Origin of the sequence: Sediminibacterium sp. KACHI17 (assembly GCF_040362915.1) — a bacterium.
GTDB lineage: Bacteria > Bacteroidota > Bacteroidia > Chitinophagales > Chitinophagaceae > Sediminibacterium.
This window is the reverse complement of record NZ_AP029612.1, coordinates 2,489,775-2,508,563: the sequence shown is the minus strand read 5'-3', so window position 1 is coordinate 2,508,563 and position 18,789 is coordinate 2,489,775. Positions and strand designations below refer to the sequence as shown.

Below are 18,789 nucleotides of genomic sequence, written 5' to 3'. Positions count from 1 at the left end.
TATATGCAAAAGATATTCACTATTCTGGTACTCGCTGCTTCTGTAACACTGGTTTCCTGTGGTGCAGGTTCTACTGAAGCAAACAGCGGTGCCGCAGCTGAGCAAAAAGCAAAACTGGCTGAGTTAAAAAAACAAAAGGATGGCATTGATGCAGAGATCGCTAAGCTTGAAGCAGAAATTGCAAAATTAGATCCGGCTTCTGCCAAGCCAGACAATGCAAAACTAGTTGCATTAACAGCAGTAGCTCCTGAAACCTTTACGCATTATATCGATCTGCAGGGTAAGATCGAATCAGAGAATATTTCTTTCGTGACTCCACGCGGTGGTGGCGGACAAGTAAAAGCTGTCTATATCAAACGTGGAGATGTGGTGAAGAAAGGACAATTGATCTTAAAACTCGATGATGCTTTACAGCGTCAAAGTGTGATCGCAGCTGAACAAGGTCTTGAAACACTGAAGACACAATTGTCATTTGCTAAGACATTATATCAAAAGCAAAAGAATCTGTGGGAACAGAATATTGGTACTGAAGTGCAATTGATCACTGCAAAAAACAATGTAGAAACACTCGAGAACCAATTGAAAAGTGCTGAAGAGCAAGTAAAGCTAAGCAGAGAACAACTGGCTTTCACTTCTGTATACAGTGATGTAAGTGGTGTGGCTGAAGATGTGAACATTCGTGTGGGTGAGATCTTCGCCGGTCCGGGTCAGATCAAGATCGTCAATACAAGTAATCTGAAAGTAACCACTGAAGTTCCTGAAAACTATATTGACCGTGTGAATAACGGAACACGCTTAAAAGTAACCTTACCTGATATCAATAAGACCATTGAAGCGAAAATATCTGTATCGGGAAAAATCATCAATCCAATCAGCCGCAGCTTCTTTATTGAAGCAAGAATGCCGAATGATAAAGATTTCAGACCCAATCAAATTGCGATGGTACAGATCCAAGATTATACCATCAATAATGCCATCACTGTTCCTGTAAACACTTTACAGAATGATGAGAAAGGTAAGTATGTAATGGTAGCTGTTAAAGAAAACGGCAAGATGATCGCTAAAAAGAAAATGGTTGTTGTAGGAGAATTCTATGGTGATAAACTGGAAGTAAAATCCGGTTTACAGACAGGCGATATGGTAATTACAGAAGGCTATCAAAGTCTATATGATGGTCAGATAATTACTACCAACGCTAAGTAGGCATTAAGATTCAAGATCTATTAAACTAATTGTATGAGTGCATTAGAAAATATAAAAGGTAAGTTCAAAGAATTCGGACCTACGACCTGGAGTATCAAAAACAAAACATCGATTTATCTGATGATGTTATTTGTGAGCTTGGCAGGTATCTACCAATTCATCACCTTACCCAAAGAGCAATTTCCGGATATCGTGATCCCTACTATCTACGTACAAACCGTATATGTAGGTAACTCACCAAAAGATATCGAGAATCTTGTTACCCGTCCTATTGAAAAACAAATCAAGGGTATTACCGGTGCCAAGATCAAAAAATTTACCAGTACATCGCAGCAGGATTTCTCTGCCATCATGGTAGAGTTTGATACCGATGTTAAAACAGATATCGCATTACAGAAGGTAAAAGATGCCGTAGATAAAGCAAAACAAGACCTTCCGAATGATCTTACACAAGAACCTACGGTTCTTGAAGTAAGCTTCAGCGAACAGCCCATCATGTATGTGAACCTGAGCGGTGATTATGATCTTCCCCGCTTGAAGAAATATGCAGATGACATGAAAGATAAACTGGAAGACCTGCCACAGATCAACCGCGTTGATATCGTTGGTGCTCCTGAGCGTGAATTCCAGATCAATGTCGACAATTATCGCATGCAAAGTGCTGGAGTGACTTTTGATGATATCACTGCTGCTGTACAACGTGAAAACCTTGACATTTCAGGCGGTCTGCTGGAAGTAGGGAACATGAAACGTAACCTGCAGTTAAAAGGGCAATTAAAAACTGCTTTTGATCTACAGCAGCTGATCATCAGAAATGCAAATGGCGCTCCTATTTACCTGAAAGATATTGCACATGTGATTGATACGATCAAAGAAAGAGAAAGTTATGCGCGATTGGATGGTAAAAATGTAGTAACACTGAACATCATTAAAAGAAGTGGTGAGAACCTGATCGAAACCAGTGATGGAGTTAAAAAGATCGTTGAAGAGGGTAAAGGTATTTTATATCCAACGGATATGAAAGCTGTGATCACAGGAGATCAAAGTATTCAGACCAGGACTTCATTCAATGAATTGGTAAACTCCATTATCATTGGGTTCGTACTGGTATTGATCGTATTGATGTTCTTCATGGGTGTAGTAAATGCATTCTTTGTGGCACTCTCTGTTCCACTGAGTATGTTTGTTGCCTTTGTATTCTTACCGGGCGCTGATCTTATCGTTGGAACACATGTTACACTCAACTTCATTGTACTGTTTGCGTTATTATTTGGATTGGGAATCATTGTGGATGATGCGATCGTAGTTATTGAAAATACGCACCGCATCTTTATGGAAGGCAAGGGTAAACTCACTTCCGCTTTTTCTGCGAGAATCGCAGCCGGAGAAGTTTTCATACCGGTATTAGCTGGTACATTAACTACACTTGCACCATTCTTCCCGCTATTATTCTGGCCGGGTATCATTGGTAAATTCATGGTATACCTGCCAACGATGTTGATCTTTACATTGGCCGCATCACTGGTAGTAGCATTTATCATGAACCCCATTTTTGCGGTTGACTTCATGAATCATGAAGACGAACACGGTGTAAAAGAACCGAAGAGTGCCATCTTCAAGAAGAGAGGTTTCTGGATCGCAATTGCCATTGGTATTTTATTGGATATCGCAGGCGCTACCTTCTGGGGTAACTTACTGCTGTTCTTCATGATATTGGTCGTATTCAACAGATATATTTTGGATGACGCCATCCATAATTTCCAGAATAAGGCTTTGCCATGGATCATGAGTCATTATGAAAGTTTATTGAGATGGGCATTGAACGGATGGAGACCCGTACACCTGTTATTGGGAACCATTGCATTGTTCTTTATCTCTATGTTCATATTTGTTGGCTCAATAGGAAGTGGACGTATTCCGGTTACATTCTTCCCGAAAGGTGATCCCAATCAAATTTTTGTCTACCTGAAATTACCTGTTGGTACAAATGTGGAATACACAGATTCTGTTACCAAAGTATTGGAAGGAAGGGTGAATAAAATATTGGGTACTGAGAATGGCAAACAAAATCCAATTGTAGAAAGTGTGATCAGTAACGTAGCGGTGGGTGCAGGTGACCCAACAGCAGGCGACAGAAGTACAAGAAGTGAATTGGGTCGTATCCAGGTTTCATTCGTAGAATTTGAAAAGAGACATGGGGTTTCTACTAGACCTTATCTGGATCAGATCCGTGCTGCGATGAAAGGTATTCCAGGCTCAGAAATTAGTGTGGATCAGGAAAGTGGCGGGCCGCCAACCGATCCTCCAATCAATATTGAGATCGCTAGTGAAGATTTTGATGCGATGATCAAAGGTGCTACATCACTTAAGAATTATCTGGATTCTATTCAGGTGCCCGGTGTAGAAGAATTGAAAATGGATGTGGATTTGAAAAACCCTGAGATCACTTTATCTATTGACAGACAACGTGCTTTGATCGAGGGTGTATCTACAGCACAGATCGGTATGGAAATTCGTACGGCATTATTCGGAAGAGAGGTTTCAAAAGTGAAGGAAGGAAAAGAAGAATATAAAATACAACTACGCAACAATGAATTGCAGCGTAAAAGCTTAACAGATCTGTTGAATATGCGTATCTCGTTCAGAGATATGGCAGCGGGTGGTGCAGTGAAACATATTCCAATCAGCGCATTGGTAAAAGTTGAACCAACAAGCACGCTGGGTAGTGTAAAAAGAAAGAATCAAAAACGTTTGATCACATTACGTTCTAATGTATTGACAACAGAAGGATACAATGCTACAGCCGTGAATCAGGTATTGGCAAAGCATATCGCAGACTTCAAAGGATTACCGGATGGTGTAACCATCAAACAAACCGGTGAAGGAGAACAACAAGCGGAAACAGGTGCCTTCTTATTGAAAGCATTATTGATCGCCCTTGCACTGATTCTTTTGATTCTCGTTTTACAATTCAACAGTGTAAGTAAGCCTGTGATCATTTTAACTGAGATCATTTTCAGTGTGATCGGTGTATTCCTTGGCTTCTCTATCACAGGAATGGAAGTATCCGTACTTATGACCGGACTCGGTATCGTAGGTCTGGCAGGTATCGTAGTGAAGAATGGTATCCTTGTGATCGAATTTGCGGATGAGTTACGCTCAAGAGGTATGAAGACAAAAGAAGCGGTGATCCAGGCAGGTAAAACACGTATCATTCCGGTACTGTTGACAGCTCTTGCCGCGATCCTGGCATTCATCCCGATTGCGGTTGGTTTCAATATCAATTTCGTGACATTGTTCTCTGAGTTAAATCCAAGGATCTTCTTTGGTGGTGATAATGTGGTATTCTGGAAGCCGTTGAGCTGGACCATCATCTTTGGTTTGACCTTTGCATTCTTCATGACCTTGATCATTGTACCTGCGATGTACCTGATCGCAGAACGTTTACGCAGACCTATGCGCAGAATGTTTGGCGGTAAGTGGATCAGCTTCATGGGTATTCCACCATTGACCATCATATTCTTGTTATTGATGGTGGCAACATTGATCAGAAATAGAATGGCTAGAAAGAAGAGAGAAAAACGTTTGAAAAATGTAGCAACAGTAAACCAAGCCTTTATTGGTAGTTGGTTCTAATATAGTGTACAGTTGGTTTTTGGTAATAATCCACACACCGCCCCTGTTCTCAGGGGCGGTTTTTTTGCGGTAAATACGCACCAATTTCTGTGTATCTCTGTGTCCTCAGTGGCAATAAAATGAATACCTATAGCACGCACGATTACCCATTGCAGAATTTGACGTATCAATTAATTGGTATTGGTATGGAAATACATAGGACGCTTGGGAAAGGTTTTTTAGAAGTGGTTTATAAAGATGCTTTCGAGTATGAATTAAGGTTAAAGAATATCATATATGAAAGAGAAAAAGAATATGCCATTACCTATAAAAACATCATTTTACCGCACAAATTTTTTGCTGACTTTGTTATTGACAACTCAATAATTTTAGAAGTCAAATCAAAGGCAGGAATTATTGAACAACATCAGGCTCAGGTATTAAATTATTTAGCTGTTTCAAAATTAAAACTAGGATTGCTATTAAACTTTCATGAAAAGTCATTGCAATACCAAAGAATAATACTGTAATCTGTGAATCTGTGGCAAGAAATTAGCCACAGATTCACAGATTATTTTACTCGAGTTATAACTGATATGTAATCTTTATCGTCACTTGACTACTAATTTTTAAAACATATTTGATATGAAACAAAATCACGAAATAGACTACAAGATCTACGGAGAAGAGATGCAATATGTGGAAGTGGAATTAGACCCGAATGAAACAGCGATTGCTGAACCGGGCGCTTTTATGATGATGGATGATGGTATCCAAATGGAAACATTATTTGGTGATGGCAGCAAACAACAAGGTGGATTATTAGGCAAACTTTTGAATGCCGGTAAAAGAGTACTGGTTGGTGAAAACCTCTTTATGACTGCATTTACGAATGTTACCGGCGGTATCAAAACGGTCAGCTTCGCCTCTCCCTATCCCGGAAAAATCATCCCCGTTGATCTTTCCAGATTTCAGAATAAGATCATCTGTCAGAAAGATGCATTTCTCTGTGCAGCTAAAGGTGTTAGTGTTGGTTTAGAATTTCAACGAAAATTGGGAACCGGTTTATTCGGCGGGGAAGGATTCATCATGGAAAAATTAGAAGGTGATGGAATGGCATTTTTACATGCTTGCGGACATGTAGTACAAAGACAATTACAACCCGGCGAACTATTGAAAGTGGATACCGGATGTATTGTTGGTTTTACTTCAGGCGTAGATTATGATATTCAATTTGTAGGGGGCATCAAGAATACCATTTTTGGAGGTGAAGGCTTATTCTTCGCAACACTTCGCGGACCTGGTATTGTCTGGATACAAACTTTGCCTATCAGTCGCTTGGCAGGAAGAATTCTTGCGTATGGTACTTATAGCAGGAAAGAGGAAGGCAGTATCCTTGGTGGCATTGGTAATATTTTAGACGGTGACGGATGGAGATAAAATTTAGCTGGTAGCTGATGGCTTATAGTTCATAGCATATAGTAAGTAATAAGCAATTGTTCTACCTATACTATATGCTATGAACTATAAGCTATCAGCCATCAGCTATTGACAATAAAATCATACCATGAACAAAAGAAAAGTAATCGTATTTATCGCCTGCAGCACAGATGGATATATCGCAGGAAAAGAAGACAACCTAGATTTTCTCAGTATCGTAGAAGCGCCCCCGGAGGATTATGGGTATGCCGCATTTGTTAGCACAGTTGATACTGTAATCATGGGAAGAAAAACATATGACAAGGTATTGAGTTTTGGTGTTCCGTTCCCGCATCAAGGAAGGAGTTGCTATGTTATATCTACTTCCAGACAAGGAAAAGATGAGCATGTCACTTTCTGGAATGATACTCCTGAAAGACTGATCGAGCAACTACAAAAAGAAGAAGGGGGATCGATCTTTGTTGATGGTGGCGCTGCAACCATTCATGCACTTTTAAAAAAAGAGTTGATCGATGAGTTCATTATATCGATCATACCTCATTTGCTAGGTAGTGGCATTCGCTTATTTGCAGATGATTTTCCTGAGCAGTCACTAAAGCTTACAGATTCAAAAACTTTCCCTTCAGGCTTAGTACAACTATGGTATCAGAAGAGTAGCTCTTAATATAAAGGGGTACGCAGATGATAGGGGATTATGATATTTTTGTACTGTATGAAGATAGACAGTACGAAATCGTTAAAAGAATTCTTCGATAGTAAAGTACAACAATACAATCAGACCTCTTTTATCAAAGACGATCCTATCTGTGTACCTCATTCATTTACTAAAAAGCAGGATATAGAGATCGCAGGTTTTTTTGCAGCCGTTTTCGCATGGGGAAACAGAACGACGATCATTCAAAAATCCTTTGAGCTCATGCAACTCATGGATCATGCTCCACATGAGTTTTGTATACATCATCAGGAAAAAGATCTAAAAAAATTGATCCACTTTAAGCATCGAACTTTCAATGCTACAGATCTACTCTATTTTGTTTCTTTTTTAAAGCATCATTACCGCCAATACGATTCATTAGAATCAGCCTTTATACTAACAAAGGAAAAAGAGATGGAAGCAAGACTAACATTCTTTCATCAATATTTCTTTTCATTGGAAGACGCACCTGTCAGAACAAAAAAACATATTGCAACGCCCTACAAAGGGTCATCTTGCAAAAGGCTCAATATGTTTTTACGATGGATGGTACGAAAAGATAAATCCGGAGTTGATTTCGGTATTTGGCAAAAGATCAAACCATCAGAATTGATTTGTCCGATCGATTTACATGTAGCCAGAGTAGCTAAACGGTTTCAGTTATTGGATAGAAAGCAAATGGATTGGCAAGCAGCAGTAGAACTCACCGACTATCTCAAAACACTAGACCCAAAAGATCCTGTGAAATATGATTTTGCTTTATTTGGATTGGGGGTGATGGAGAAGTATTAGTTCACTAGAAACCAACTAATACAGTTGGCCAATACATCATTCCATAAAGATTGTTTTTTGGAAACAAGATTGAAGGAATGGTCTGCATCTCTGATCATATTGAAATGTACATCTAAGCCCTTCGATTTTAGTCCAGTATATAAGGCTATTGCATTTTCGGGAATCACATGAATATCTGCATCACCCTGTATGATAAATAATTTACCATTGTATTCCTGTAATTCATCGTAAACAGATGTTTTAAGCATACTGGACCATCTTAAATAGGTAAATCCCCAAAATTTCTTTGTTGTCGAGAGTGGGTCTTTCAAAATCTCATCCCATACAGACACGATTGAATCTACTCTTTTTTGTGTATCCTTTTCTTCTTGATAAAAATATTGCCCGCGAGAAGCAAGCATATAAAGGCTGAAAAGTTGTGATAAACCTTCGCCTGCCAGAATTGCTGTATGTGTTATAACAGGCTTCATTTGTCTTGCTAACGCTGCACTAACAACACCGCCCTCGGAATGGCCTATGACCATGACTCTTGAAGGCTTCGCCAGTTGATTATTCAATACATATTCGGTAGCATTTTTTATTTGTTTCACCCATGAATCCAAAGAAAATAATTTGTCGAATACAGGATTATAATCATCCTGCTGAAATGTTTGTACACCCGGCTTTTCTACGATGAGTAATCTTGCTTTATTATTTAACTGCTCAGCTATTCCAATATGTCCTGCTTGCGGAATGATTCGTCCGGAGACATCTCTATAAAAAAGTGATTTATTACCAGAACCTTGGACGTAAATGATCAAAGGAAGATTTTGGCTACTATTATTTTCACTCAGATAAAAAATTAAGCTATCCCCATCACTTGCCGGTAATGAGTATCGATAATACGGCTGTCTACTCAATTTTTTTTACAGAGGCCTTTTGCCCAGAGACACAATTCCAAACACAAAACATTAAAAAGAGTGTATAGAAAACCGGTTTTATCGATTGTTGCTTCATCAGCAATAGATATTATTATTTAAAAGAAAAACAGACTTTGCCTTCCCCCTACTTTACCACCTGCTCCCTTACCTGCTGCGCCAAAACTTCTGATATTATAAGTAAACGTAAGCATAAAATAGCGTTGCAAAATATTTACCTGTCTGTCTGTAATATAATTCTCTGCTGAAAAGCGGAATACAGAACGATTCTGATTCAGAACATCAAACACTGAGAATTTTAACTGACCCTTGTCGTCTTTAAGGAAGAGATAGGTCAATCCAGCATTCAGTAATGATACAGTTTTCTGTACTCCCGGAGCAGTTTGTGAATTGTAACGATGATCCAAGGTCATCTCCCATACAAACTTTTTAGGCAAACGAACAACCAGATCTGTATTGATACTTTGTCTCTCAACTTCTAAGTTTCTAAAATCACTACTTTCATAATAGGCATTATTCACACCATGATTGTAATTCACATTCCATTCGATCTTATCATTCCAATTGATACCGGCACGTAAGTAAGGACTAAAGTCAATATTTTTTACGTAACTCTTTTTTGTATTGATGATCAGGAAGTTTCTGGTATAATTTAAATTATATCCGGCTCCCATGTTGAATGAAAATGTTTTATTCAGTTTGTATTGCTTATTAAAATAAAAGTTGGTGTAAAAATTATGAATACCATCAGCATTTACAGGCATAGTGGTTTGTATACCATTGGCAGCAATGTTGCGGCTTCTCACGACACCATTATTACTGATATTACCACCTAAATAAGCACTGATGAATAACTGCTTAGCAGTTACATTTTTAAAATAATTCAGATTGAAATTATGTGATACCGCCGGTTTCAAATCAGGATTACCTTTATTGATGTACAGTGGATTGCTATTATCTGCCACAGGTTGAATATCACCAATACCTGGCGGATTCACATTTACATTATAACTCAAATTGAATTCCTTCCAACTGATGTTTCCACCCGGTAAAATATAATTGAAATGCTGATCGAGCTTTTGTCCGATAGAGACATAGCGGTTATTCAGATCAAGCCACAGAAAATTAAGGGTTGCAGTAATGCTCAGTTTTTTGTACCTAAAATTCAACCCTGATGATAGATTATTTCTCCAGCTGGTTCTTTCCAAATGATTGGTCAGCGTGTTATTGATCTGATCATACTTTCCATTGGCATTATTCTTATTAAAGGTTGAAAGTGCATCTTTATTTTCAAAATAGGTCAATGCATAACCCAACCGAAGGGTGAGGTCTTTGGTCAGCGGTTCTGCAAAATTCAAATTTGTATTGGTTGAAAAATTTGCCCGCTCCAGATCACGTAGTTGATCTATAGTACTAGCACCTGTTGGAAAGAATGTATTCAATACATTATTGAACTGATCACTATTCAATGTATTCAAGTTCACACTATTGAACATATTAAAACTGCGGCCTTTTTTTCTGAAATTTTTGAAATAGTTCAACGTATGATTATAACCAAGATCTTTTGCATTCACTGATTGGAGATTATTACTTGCATTCAATGGTCCATCAACACTACTGGTTGTATTCACATTCGTCAGACGATTACTCGTTTGCTCTCCCACCGTCAATGATGGACGAAATTCCATTCTTGACGTAGTATCAATTTTCCATCGTAAACCAAAGCCGATCCTATGACTATTGGCATTTTGCACTTCTGATCTGTTAGATCTGCTGTTCAAAATAGTGTCACCCAAAAACTGTTGTCTGTTTTCCAGTTCAGTGATATCATTTCTTGTTTTACCATAGAAATACTGTGTATTCAGTGTCAAACCTTTCTTGAATTCATTGTTCAGATTGAACCCAATTCCGCGTGACTGCTGAATCCCTTGTCCCGTACCGCCAAATGAAATCCCATTCACATTCAATCCGCCATTACCATTGATAGAGATCGAGTTGATACCACTTCTATCAAAACCACCGAGTGTTCTGATATCATTGAATCCAAATCCGGCTTTATTCAAATTATTACTGAAGCCCAATACACTCACTTGTAAGGTATCTCGAAACATATTCACGATACCGCCCGCTTCATATCGATCTCCATCTGCTTTACCTGCATAAGCTTTTCCAAACCAACCTTGCTTGATCGATTTTTTCAATTTAAGATTGATGACTTGTCCAACATCTGCTTTGGCTTTATCCGGATTGAGGTCTAGTTCATCTTTATCATCTGCTACTTGAATTTTGTCGATCAGGTTGGCAGGTAAATTTCTTGTAGCCATTTTAGGATCACCTCCGAAAAAATCTTTCCCATCTACCAATATTCGATTTACCTTTTTTCCATTCACTGTGATATTACCCTCAGCATCTAATTGAACACCGGGTAATTTTTTCAACAGGTCTTCTACTAAGGCAGAAGGTAGTGTCTTAAAAGAATTGGCATTGAACTCGATCGTATCTCTTTTCACAACCACTGGAGGACGCTCAGCATAAACCAATACCTCATCCAATGTGTTGGCTTGATTGGGTGTCATTTCAAGTGTACCTGCATCAAAAGAAGGGGCATCGGTTGTGAGTTTAAATTCTTTTCGGGTAACCGTATAACCGGAATAAGAAACGATCATTCTCAATTGTATATCTAAGGGTAAGCCACTCACTTTGAATTCTCCTGACTCGGTACTCAATCGATATGTAACCAGAACGGTATCGGCTGCTGTAAAAACAGAGACGGTTGCCAAATTCATTGGCTGCTTGGAAGCAGAATCAACAAGTTTACCAGATATCTGGCCTTTCTGATTGGTTTGTGCTGAAATAGCAGCACCTATAGATAGGCTCAGTAAGAGCAAAAGAATTCTGTTACGCATTGAACGTATTTTTTCTCGTAAACAATAAATGGTTAGGAAACAATGGCTCTCAGATGCATAAGTAGGTGCCGGAAGGCTTACCTATCCATTCAAAAGTTGATGTTTCGGGAATCTTTATTTTCCCAGTGCCAGAAGGTTGCATGCCTAATATGAGAACCCCTGCAAGCGCAGCTGTTGTGACCAACAGCAACAAGAGTGGTATCAATTTTCTCAGATTAAACATACGTATGACTTATTTACTTAACTCCAATTAAAGAGTTGTGTTACACTAAAAGGTTGGAAAGAGGTAAAAAAATTAATCTTCGTCCTCTAATTCAAACAGTTCTTCTACCGGAACGCCGAATAATTTGGCCATTTTGAGTGCCAATACAGTTGACGGCACATATTTTCCTGATTCCATGGTATTGATGGTTTGTCGGCTTACCGCAATTTTTTTAGCCAGATCATCCTGTGTCAGATTATGAATGGCCCTTTGCACTTTGATCTTATTTTTCATAGCTGGCTTTATTATATTGAAACAATATGTATCTAAAACGAAGGATAAAGATGATGAGGACTGTAAACATATTATATGTCATCACCTGAAAAAAAGTAGTCCCATAAACAGCCAAAATACTGATAATCAATACCAAGTAGTTGGCATAGACGGCCCATTGTAAGGCTTCCAATCGAAAGAACTGAATGGCTTCATCTTCGATGGTCTCTTTTGAGAAGGCGATAAAAATAAGACTAACGATCAGTCCTACAGAAGCCAACTCATCCGTGAAATTCTGACTCGCGCTAAACTCCAAAGGACCTTTCAGGTTCATTTTAAATTCCAGCCAGGATGGGTTGAATTCAAAAAACATATGCGCAATACCCAATGCCAGAAACGGCACTAATAAGACATAACCGATGCGCTGAAAGCTATGCGGGAATAATTTGATCTGTTTCATATTTTGTTTGATTTGATATTGCAAACGTAAAAACGATTTTTCATTTTGTCAAATTTATTTTACATTTTGTAATAAAATTTTAACAATTTGTACAACTGTATTGACTTAATGGATTGATTTTGAATGGATAAAGCAGCTCATCTTATTGGTTTAACTTTATTCTATGTCTGCTCAGAATGACCTTTTCAAAATAGAATCGTACACATGGAATCAGTTGGTTGCTTTTGTGAATGAGCTGATCACGCAAGATTTTAATCAATTGGTATTATTACTGTATCGACTAGATATCAACGAGAAAAAACTCAAACAAACACTCGCTGATCATCCCGATCAAAACGCCGGTGAATTGATTGCTCAACTGATCGTTGACAGACAAGAAGAAAAAAAGAGATCGAGAGAAGCTTTCAAACAAAAAGATTGGGAGAGCTCAGAAGAAGAAAAATGGTAAAAAACATTTCTGTGCCTCTCTGTGCTTTCAGTGGCAATATATTTAGTTGGAAAGATTGCCACTGAAAGCACAGACATACACAGAAAGAGGTCTATAATTTATCAATGGTTGTGAAGTGATACCCTTTTGTCTTCAACGAATGGATAATATCAGGTAAACGATCGTACAACTTATCTTTTCGTCTCGGATCTGTTCCTGCGTGTATCAACAAGATCGCACCATTTAATGTATGCTTTACTTCAAATGCTTTGAGAAGTTCAATGAGTTCTTCACTTGATTTATAAGATGCCCCCATCTCCGGCCAAGTATAATCTGCATTGGTTCTTGTGCCGGGTGTAAAACTCACCAATCGAACCAGTCTTTGTGAAAACCACTTTGTCACTTTTTTATTCCACCACTCATAAGGTGGAATAAAATATTCTGGCCTGTTATTATTCCATAAACCAAGTGCATTCATTGCTTCTATATTATTGAAATAATCTCTTTCCAAAGAATCTCTTGTCACCAAAAGACTATCCCTGTTCTTCCAATCATTGTATAAAATATGCTGATCAGAATGTGCTCCAAAATAATGTTGTTGTTGATATAGTTGTTGAATGATCGGATGATACACTTTATTGCGATACAGTCTTCCGGTGAAAAAGAAAGATGCTTTAATATTCTCTTCTTGCAAAATTTTTTGAATCGTTGGTAATCCCTCTACGTACTCATCGGCAGTAAAAACAATGGCAATAGATTTCTTAGTTGTATCACCTCTCACAATAGCTCCATGCTGTAATGTAAAAGCCGGATTGATTGGAGGATAAGCTGTCCACCCACTTTCAGTTGTTGGTATTGTTTCATTTTCTTTTGCTGCCAATAAATAGATCAAGGATGCAGTTCCATCCATGGTGGGTTCATTTGTACTATAATCACCATAATCATCATGATAAACAGCCAAATCACTTTGAAACGCGGCGTATTCGTCAGGTTCATTCAGTGTAATACCGATCAGATTTTTATAGATCGCTGTGTAAACAGGACCATCCACCAATCCCCCATCAATAGGATAATTCTTTAAGTGTGTAAAAGCGGAGTGAGGATCCACAGGGGTGTCGCCCCATGAAGGCAATCCATATACCATGCTCGTTCCCCATGGATTACAACCAAAGATCCAATCAATATTAGCTTGTTCTAATTCGTTGTAAGTATCATCGCCTGTCATTTTCCGATACCAATAACATTGCAATGCAAATGAAACCGTAAGGTTATTACTACACCATATAAATGGAATACCTCTATAAAAAGCATTTTGTTTAGCCTTATTCCAAACAGCTTTGATCCCTGCTTCATAATAATCATGGAGGGTATCACGCTGATGATGACTTGATGCTCCATTTGCTAACACATAGTGACCGGCATTCACAAACGGATACCATTCATAATGATGGGCCGTATCTTTTCCCAACCACGGTGTAATGGGTTCTTTTTTAGCAAAGGAATAAGCATCTGTGTGATAACTGTCATCTTTAGCCGCTTTCGTTTGCGCTAGTGTTGCGGCTGCAAGTTCCATATCATCCACCCAATTTCCTTCTGCATAGATATAAGGTGATTTAACAGACGCGGTTTGTGCAACACCCGGATATTTCTTTCCATAACGATAGGCCGCTTCCGCTTTTTGTAATAATTTTTGGGAGAAACTTTGATCTTTCTCTTGATAAACTTGCGCTGCTAATGCAAATGTACTTGCATATTTACCGGCTGTTGAAGCAGTGCCTGTAGTTGCATTCATGAACTTACCCCTTACTTGCGGTTTGCCTGAAACAAAATAAACAGGTCGTTCAAATCCTTTCCCATAATAGTTGGTGTCTTCTTTCGGGATACGCATTTTCACATGGTCTCTGTCATCGCCCAATTGATTGAACATGATACCATCTGAGGGATTCATTTTGAATAGCCAATCCAATCCCCATTTTGCTTCATCCAGAATATCGGCTACGCCATTTTTCCCATCTAATCCATTGGCTTGTTTTTCATCCGTGAATACCCTTCCAAAACTTTGATAGGCAGATAATAAATGCCATGTAGCATTGGCAGAAGTGGTCGTATATTGTAAATAATCACTCGCATCATGCCAACCGCCACTTACATCAATATGTGTACTATCCGGCATGGGGCCATATAAAGTATATCCATCGTATGTATGGCAACTGTCTTTTAAATACGGGTTGAATCCACTTCTTTGTTGCAGCATATAACGCAAACAGAAATCAGCGGTTCCTTTATATACATCCTGATCAATTTTAAAAATGGGTGATACAGTATTACCTGCACGAAGAAAATATCGTCCGGGTTTACGAAATGAAGTAAACCGAACGCGTGCCGTTTTATTGAATGGGCCATAAGCGCCAAAAGCTTCCAATTGATCAATGGAGTAAACGGTTTGATTCGTCTCAGCATTTACCAACTCGATCTTTTCCGGTAAAAAATTCTCTTTACTACACCATACTGCAACCTTACTACCATTTGGAGTATAGCCCAGTTGATTGATACGAATCCAATGTTGTTGGTTCTCTGGTTTCTTAAACGCAAAGCATAGAACAAGTGCGAACACGCCAACAAACAATATTATTCTTTTCATGCGGCTGTTTTGGGTCAATAAAGATACCTGTTTAACTAGTCTCTGCGCAACCTTCGCGTACTTCTTTCTCTCCGTGAATGATCACCGCAGAGAAAAGAGAAAAAGAGTTTCGCAGAGATTTTTTAAACTATTTTCGCCCCTCAAATGATTGCATTATGAAACTTGTTTCTTACTTATCCGAAGGTCGTGATCAACTTGCATTTTTAGTAGATGGTTATTTGTTTGATTGTGACCTGGTGCATCCCGAACTGCCGAGTAGCATGAATATGTTTCTACAATATTGGGATGACATGTTCCCAATCGCACAACAAGTCAATGCTGCGATCAAAGATGGCAGGATCGGAAAAGAAAAAGGTGTAGCTATACAAGGGCAACATTTATTGGCACCTGTACCCTTTCCAACTTCTTGCAGGGATGGTTATGCGTTTCGTCAACACGTTGCAGCAGCACGTCGGAATCGTAAGGTAGATATGATACCTGAGTTTGATCAATATCCGATCTTTTATTTCACCAATCACCATAGCATTCAAGGACCGGGTGATATCCATTGTATGCCCGATCATTTTGAAAAATTGGATTTTGAATTAGAAGCGGCTATCGTGATCTGCAAAAGTGGAAGAAATATTCCGGCAGAAGAAGCAGACAGCTATATCGGTGGGCTGATGATCATGAATGATATGAGTGCAAGAAGATTACAAATGGAAGAGATGTTATTGAATCTTGGTCCGGCCAAAGGAAAAGATTTCTCAACAGTGATCGGGCCATGTCTTGTTACACTCGATGAATTGGAATCCTATGAAATACCGGCTAAACCCGGACATACCGGCAAGAACTGGAACTTAGGCATGAAGTGTTGGGTGAATGGCGTACAAGTCAGCGAAGGCAATGTAGGAGATATGGACTGGACCTTTGCAGAGATCATTGAGCGTTGCGCTTATGGAGTACAGCTACATCCGGGAGACGTGATTGGAAGCGGCACAGTTGGAACCGGTTGTTTTCTGGAACTCAATGGTACCGGAAAATTGAATGACCCTAATTACCAGGAACAATGGTTACAACCCGGAGATATCGTTAAAATGGAGATCGACGGTATTGGGGTACTTGAAAATACGATCGTGAAAGAAGATACCGATTTCTCTATTCTCGCGAGGAAGAAGTGAGGGTATTGGGATATCGGGTAATCAGGTAATCAGGTGATTGGGTAATTGGGTAATGATGGTATATCAACCTCCCACAACCCGATACCCCGATTACCTGATAACCCAATACCCTGATTACCTGATTACCCGATAACCCAATTACCCAATACCCCGATATCCCAAACATTTTAACACAATTTCAACCCTCCATTCCGTATATTTGAATTAGCTCTAAAAAACTAAAACGAATCATATGAAAAAAGTAATTGTACTCGCAATGGCAGCTTTCCTGGTAACAGGAGCATCATTTGCCAATGACCATAAGCACGGTGGTGGTAAAAAATGTGCAAAAGCAAAAGAATGTAGCAAAGAAGAAAAAGAGTGCTGCAGTAAGGATGCTAAAAAAGAAACAAAGGAAACAAAAGACACTAAAAAAGCAGAAGCGAAGAAAACCACAAAGGCTTAATTCTTTTCTGTTATAAATAAAAAAGGATGTTCAAATGAACATCCTTTTTTATTTATAAGATATTTTCTAACTCTTTAAGGTGATATACCGTATAGGTAGGTTGTATATGTGCTTTAATATTCAGATGATTCACAAAAACAGTATCCATACCAGCATTGATACCTCCCTGTATATCCGCATCAAGATTATCCCCGATCATAACACTCTCTGATTCCTTAGCCCCTGTTTGCTGAAATGCATAATCAAAGATCTCTTTATGCGGCTTTAAGCTATTGCTTGCTTCTGATGTGATCACTGCTTCAAAATATGCATGCAATCCGGAGCTCTGCAATTTATTGTGTTGTACTTTTTCAAAGCCATTTGTCACAAGATGAAGGTTATACCCTTTATTCTTGAGGTATTCCAGTATTTCGAAGGTATAGGGGAAGATGGCTTTTTTTGTAGGCAGTTTGTCCAAAAACTGAATAGCCATATTACGAGAGAGCTCTTCATCAGCCAATTTATAATCTAACAAAGTCAGCCACATCCTTTTCCATCTCAACTCATCTTGCTTTATAAATCCCTTGGTATATCGATCCCACAAACGCTCATTGTGATAACTGTATCGATCAAAGAATCCATTGAAATCTTCAATACCTCTTTTACTGAGATCATGAATATGATACAGATCATGCAAAGTATCTTTAGCATTGGTTTCAAAATCCCATAGCGTATGATCCAGATCAAAGAAAATATGACGATAGCGCATATGGCAAAGTTAATGTCTAATTGAACAGCTCTTATCAATTACTGTTACTAAAGAATTAGTGAATAGAATCAATATAAAATGATTTACTTCGTAGTGCGCTAATCATCCTTCTGTTTATGAAAATTGTTATTACAGGGGCCTCTAAAGGTATCGGAAAAGCAATTGCTGCTTGCTTTGCACAAGATGGTCATCATCTTTTGCTTTGCAGTAGAGGTGAGAAATCTTTGTATGACTGTGTTCAGGAACTACAGACCCGTTTTCCCAATGCCAATATACAAGCTAGACCAACTGATATGTCTGTAAAGTCAGAGGTACAGGCATTTGCAACATGGTGTTTACAACAAGGAACCCCTGATATTATCGTCAACAATGCAGGTAATTTTATTCCCGGTAGTGTACACAATGAACCGGAAGGTGCTTTAGAGGAGATGTTACAAGCAAATCTCTTCAGCGCTTATCACCTCACCCGCGCTTTATTACCGGCGATGATGGAAGCCAAGTCCGGACATATCTTCAACATCTGTTCCATTGCCTCCTTACATGCTTATACTAATGGAGGCAGCTATAGCATCAGCAAATTTGCATTGGCAGGATTTAGTCGCAACCTCAGAGAAGAAATGAAACCACACGGCATCAAAGTAACTGCTGTATATCCCGGTGCTGCCATGACAGCCAGCTGGGATGGATTCAACATCGATCCCAAACGCATCATGGAAGCTGCTGATATTGCCAAAATGGTTTATGCAGCAGCCCACCTCTCTCCCATGGCCGTACCAGAAGACATTATTTTACGCCCGCAGTTGGGGGATTTGTAGGAGGTAGTCCATGGTCCATAGTCGATAGTACATGGTAAATGATTTGTACTC

General features: G+C 38.9%; 16 protein-coding genes. 10 read left to right on the top strand and 6 right to left on the bottom strand.

What is annotated here, in order from left to right:
* Nucleotides 1–3 precede the first annotated feature (3 nt).
* The 6 genes from ABXG83_RS11195 (at nt 4) to ABXG83_RS11170 (ending at nt 7,744) form a co-directional block, all read left to right on the top strand.
* Entirely contained in the window at nt 4–1,203 is a 1,200-nt protein-coding gene (locus tag ABXG83_RS11195; protein ID WP_353548951.1) for an efflux RND transporter periplasmic adaptor subunit, read from the top strand.
* 33 nt (nt 1,204–1,236) lie between these two features.
* Nucleotides 1,237–4,839 carry an efflux RND transporter permease subunit gene (locus tag ABXG83_RS11190; RefSeq protein WP_353548950.1) on the top strand — a complete coding sequence of 1,201 codons (3,603 nt, stop codon included), beginning with the start codon at nt 1,237–1,239 and terminating at the stop codon, nt 4,837–4,839.
* Nucleotides 4,840–4,997: 158 nt separating this feature from the next.
* On the top strand, nt 4,998–5,348 hold the full coding sequence (locus ABXG83_RS11185; protein ID WP_353548949.1) for a GxxExxY protein: 351 nt from the start codon (nt 4,998–5,000) through the stop codon (nt 5,346–5,348).
* Between the two features lie 115 nt (nt 5,349–5,463).
* The gene (locus ABXG83_RS11180) at nt 5,464–6,258 is read left to right on the top strand and encodes a TIGR00266 family protein (protein ID WP_353548948.1); all 795 of its coding nucleotides are present in this window, start codon (nt 5,464–5,466) and stop codon (nt 6,256–6,258) included.
* A 127-nt stretch (nt 6,259–6,385) separates the two neighbouring features.
* Nucleotides 6,386–6,922: a dihydrofolate reductase family protein gene (locus ABXG83_RS11175; protein WP_353548947.1), complete on the top strand. Its 537-nt coding sequence runs from the start codon at nt 6,386–6,388 to the stop codon at nt 6,920–6,922.
* 48 nt (nt 6,923–6,970) lie between these two features.
* The gene (locus ABXG83_RS11170) at nt 6,971–7,744 is read left to right on the top strand and encodes a TIGR02757 family protein (protein WP_353548946.1); all 774 of its coding nucleotides are present in this window, start codon (nt 6,971–6,973) and stop codon (nt 7,742–7,744) included.
* Here the strand turns inward: ABXG83_RS11170 and ABXG83_RS11165 are convergent.
* From ABXG83_RS11165 to ABXG83_RS11150, 4 genes are all read right to left on the bottom strand, one after another.
* Complete coding sequence (locus ABXG83_RS11165; RefSeq protein WP_353548945.1) at nt 7,741–8,544, bottom strand: prolyl oligopeptidase family serine peptidase; 804 nt, start codon at nt 8,542–8,544, stop codon at nt 7,741–7,743. The two genes, ABXG83_RS11170 and ABXG83_RS11165, sit on opposite strands and share 4 nt — an antisense overlap.
* A gap of 215 nt (nt 8,545–8,759) precedes the next feature.
* Nucleotides 8,760–11,567: an outer membrane beta-barrel protein gene (locus ABXG83_RS11160; protein WP_353548944.1), complete on the bottom strand. Its 2,808-nt coding sequence runs from the start codon at nt 11,565–11,567 to the stop codon at nt 8,760–8,762.
* A 295-nt stretch (nt 11,568–11,862) separates the two neighbouring features.
* Nucleotides 11,863–12,063 carry a helix-turn-helix transcriptional regulator gene (locus tag ABXG83_RS11155; protein WP_178887433.1) on the bottom strand — a complete coding sequence of 67 codons (201 nt, stop codon included), beginning with the start codon at nt 12,061–12,063 and terminating at the stop codon, nt 11,863–11,865.
* A complete protein-coding gene (locus ABXG83_RS11150) occupies nt 12,053–12,502 on the bottom strand; it encodes a hypothetical protein (protein ID WP_353548943.1) in 450 nt (149 codons plus the stop codon). The genes ABXG83_RS11155 and ABXG83_RS11150 overlap by 11 nt, the downstream gene beginning before the upstream one ends.
* A gap of 163 nt (nt 12,503–12,665) precedes the next feature.
* Between ABXG83_RS11150 and ABXG83_RS11145 the strand changes: the two genes are divergently transcribed.
* Nucleotides 12,666–12,950 carry a hypothetical protein gene (locus ABXG83_RS11145; RefSeq protein WP_353548942.1) on the top strand — a complete coding sequence of 95 codons (285 nt, stop codon included), beginning with the start codon at nt 12,666–12,668 and terminating at the stop codon, nt 12,948–12,950.
* Between the two features lie 91 nt (nt 12,951–13,041).
* Here the strand turns inward: ABXG83_RS11145 and ABXG83_RS11140 are convergent, their stop codons facing one another.
* Nucleotides 13,042–15,570, bottom strand: a complete 2,529-nt coding sequence (locus ABXG83_RS11140; RefSeq protein WP_353548941.1) for a glycoside hydrolase family 9 protein — start codon at nt 15,568–15,570, stop codon at nt 13,042–13,044.
* Between the two features lie 155 nt (nt 15,571–15,725).
* Here ABXG83_RS11140 and ABXG83_RS11135 point away from each other — a divergent pair, with 155 nt between their 5' ends.
* On the top strand, nt 15,726–16,730 hold the full coding sequence (locus ABXG83_RS11135; RefSeq protein WP_353548940.1) for a fumarylacetoacetate hydrolase family protein: 1,005 nt from the start codon (nt 15,726–15,728) through the stop codon (nt 16,728–16,730).
* Nucleotides 16,731–16,962: 232 nt separating this feature from the next.
* Nucleotides 16,963–17,175, top strand: coding sequence for a hypothetical protein (locus ABXG83_RS11130; protein WP_353548939.1), 213 nt, complete (start codon nt 16,963–16,965; stop codon nt 17,173–17,175).
* 52 nt (nt 17,176–17,227) lie between these two features.
* On the opposite strand, the gene ABXG83_RS11125 is transcribed toward ABXG83_RS11130, so the two are convergent.
* Nucleotides 17,228–17,923, bottom strand: coding sequence for a YjjG family noncanonical pyrimidine nucleotidase (locus tag ABXG83_RS11125; protein WP_353548938.1), 696 nt, complete (start codon nt 17,921–17,923; stop codon nt 17,228–17,230).
* Nucleotides 17,924–18,039: 116 nt separating this feature from the next.
* Here ABXG83_RS11125 and ABXG83_RS11120 point away from each other — a divergent pair, with 116 nt between their 5' ends.
* Nucleotides 18,040–18,738 (top strand): SDR family oxidoreductase, encoded by a 699-nt coding sequence (locus tag ABXG83_RS11120; RefSeq protein WP_353548937.1) that lies wholly within the window; start codon nt 18,040–18,042, stop codon nt 18,736–18,738.
* Nucleotides 18,739–18,789 lie beyond the last annotated feature (51 nt).

Coding starts and splice junctions, on each gene's coding strand:
- ABXG83_RS11195 (WP_353548951.1), top strand. CDS start 4: ATGCAAAAGATATTCACTATTCTGGTACTCGCTGCTTCTGTAACACTG.
- ABXG83_RS11190 (WP_353548950.1), top strand. CDS start 1,237: ATGAGTGCATTAGAAAATATAAAAGGTAAGTTCAAAGAATTCGGACCT.
- ABXG83_RS11180 (WP_353548948.1), top strand. CDS start 5,464: ATGAAACAAAATCACGAAATAGACTACAAGATCTACGGAGAAGAGATG.
- ABXG83_RS11175 (WP_353548947.1), top strand. CDS start 6,386: ATGAACAAAAGAAAAGTAATCGTATTTATCGCCTGCAGCACAGATGGA.
- ABXG83_RS11170 (WP_353548946.1), top strand. CDS start 6,971: ATGAAGATAGACAGTACGAAATCGTTAAAAGAATTCTTCGATAGTAAA.
- ABXG83_RS11160 (WP_353548944.1), bottom strand. CDS start 11,567: ATGCGTAACAGAATTCTTTTGCTCTTACTGAGCCTATCTATAGGTGCT.
- ABXG83_RS11155 (WP_178887433.1), bottom strand. CDS start 12,063: ATGAAAAATAAGATCAAAGTGCAAAGGGCCATTCATAATCTGACACAG.
- ABXG83_RS11150 (WP_353548943.1), bottom strand. CDS start 12,502: ATGAAACAGATCAAATTATTCCCGCATAGCTTTCAGCGCATCGGTTAT.
- ABXG83_RS11145 (WP_353548942.1), top strand. CDS start 12,666: ATGTCTGCTCAGAATGACCTTTTCAAAATAGAATCGTACACATGGAAT.
- ABXG83_RS11140 (WP_353548941.1), bottom strand. CDS start 15,570: ATGAAAAGAATAATATTGTTTGTTGGCGTGTTCGCACTTGTTCTATGC.
- ABXG83_RS11135 (WP_353548940.1), top strand. CDS start 15,726: ATGAAACTTGTTTCTTACTTATCCGAAGGTCGTGATCAACTTGCATTT.
- ABXG83_RS11130 (WP_353548939.1), top strand. CDS start 16,963: ATGAAAAAAGTAATTGTACTCGCAATGGCAGCTTTCCTGGTAACAGGA.
- ABXG83_RS11125 (WP_353548938.1), bottom strand. CDS start 17,923: ATGCGCTATCGTCATATTTTCTTTGATCTGGATCATACGCTATGGGAT.
- ABXG83_RS11120 (WP_353548937.1), top strand. CDS start 18,040: ATGAAAATTGTTATTACAGGGGCCTCTAAAGGTATCGGAAAAGCAATT.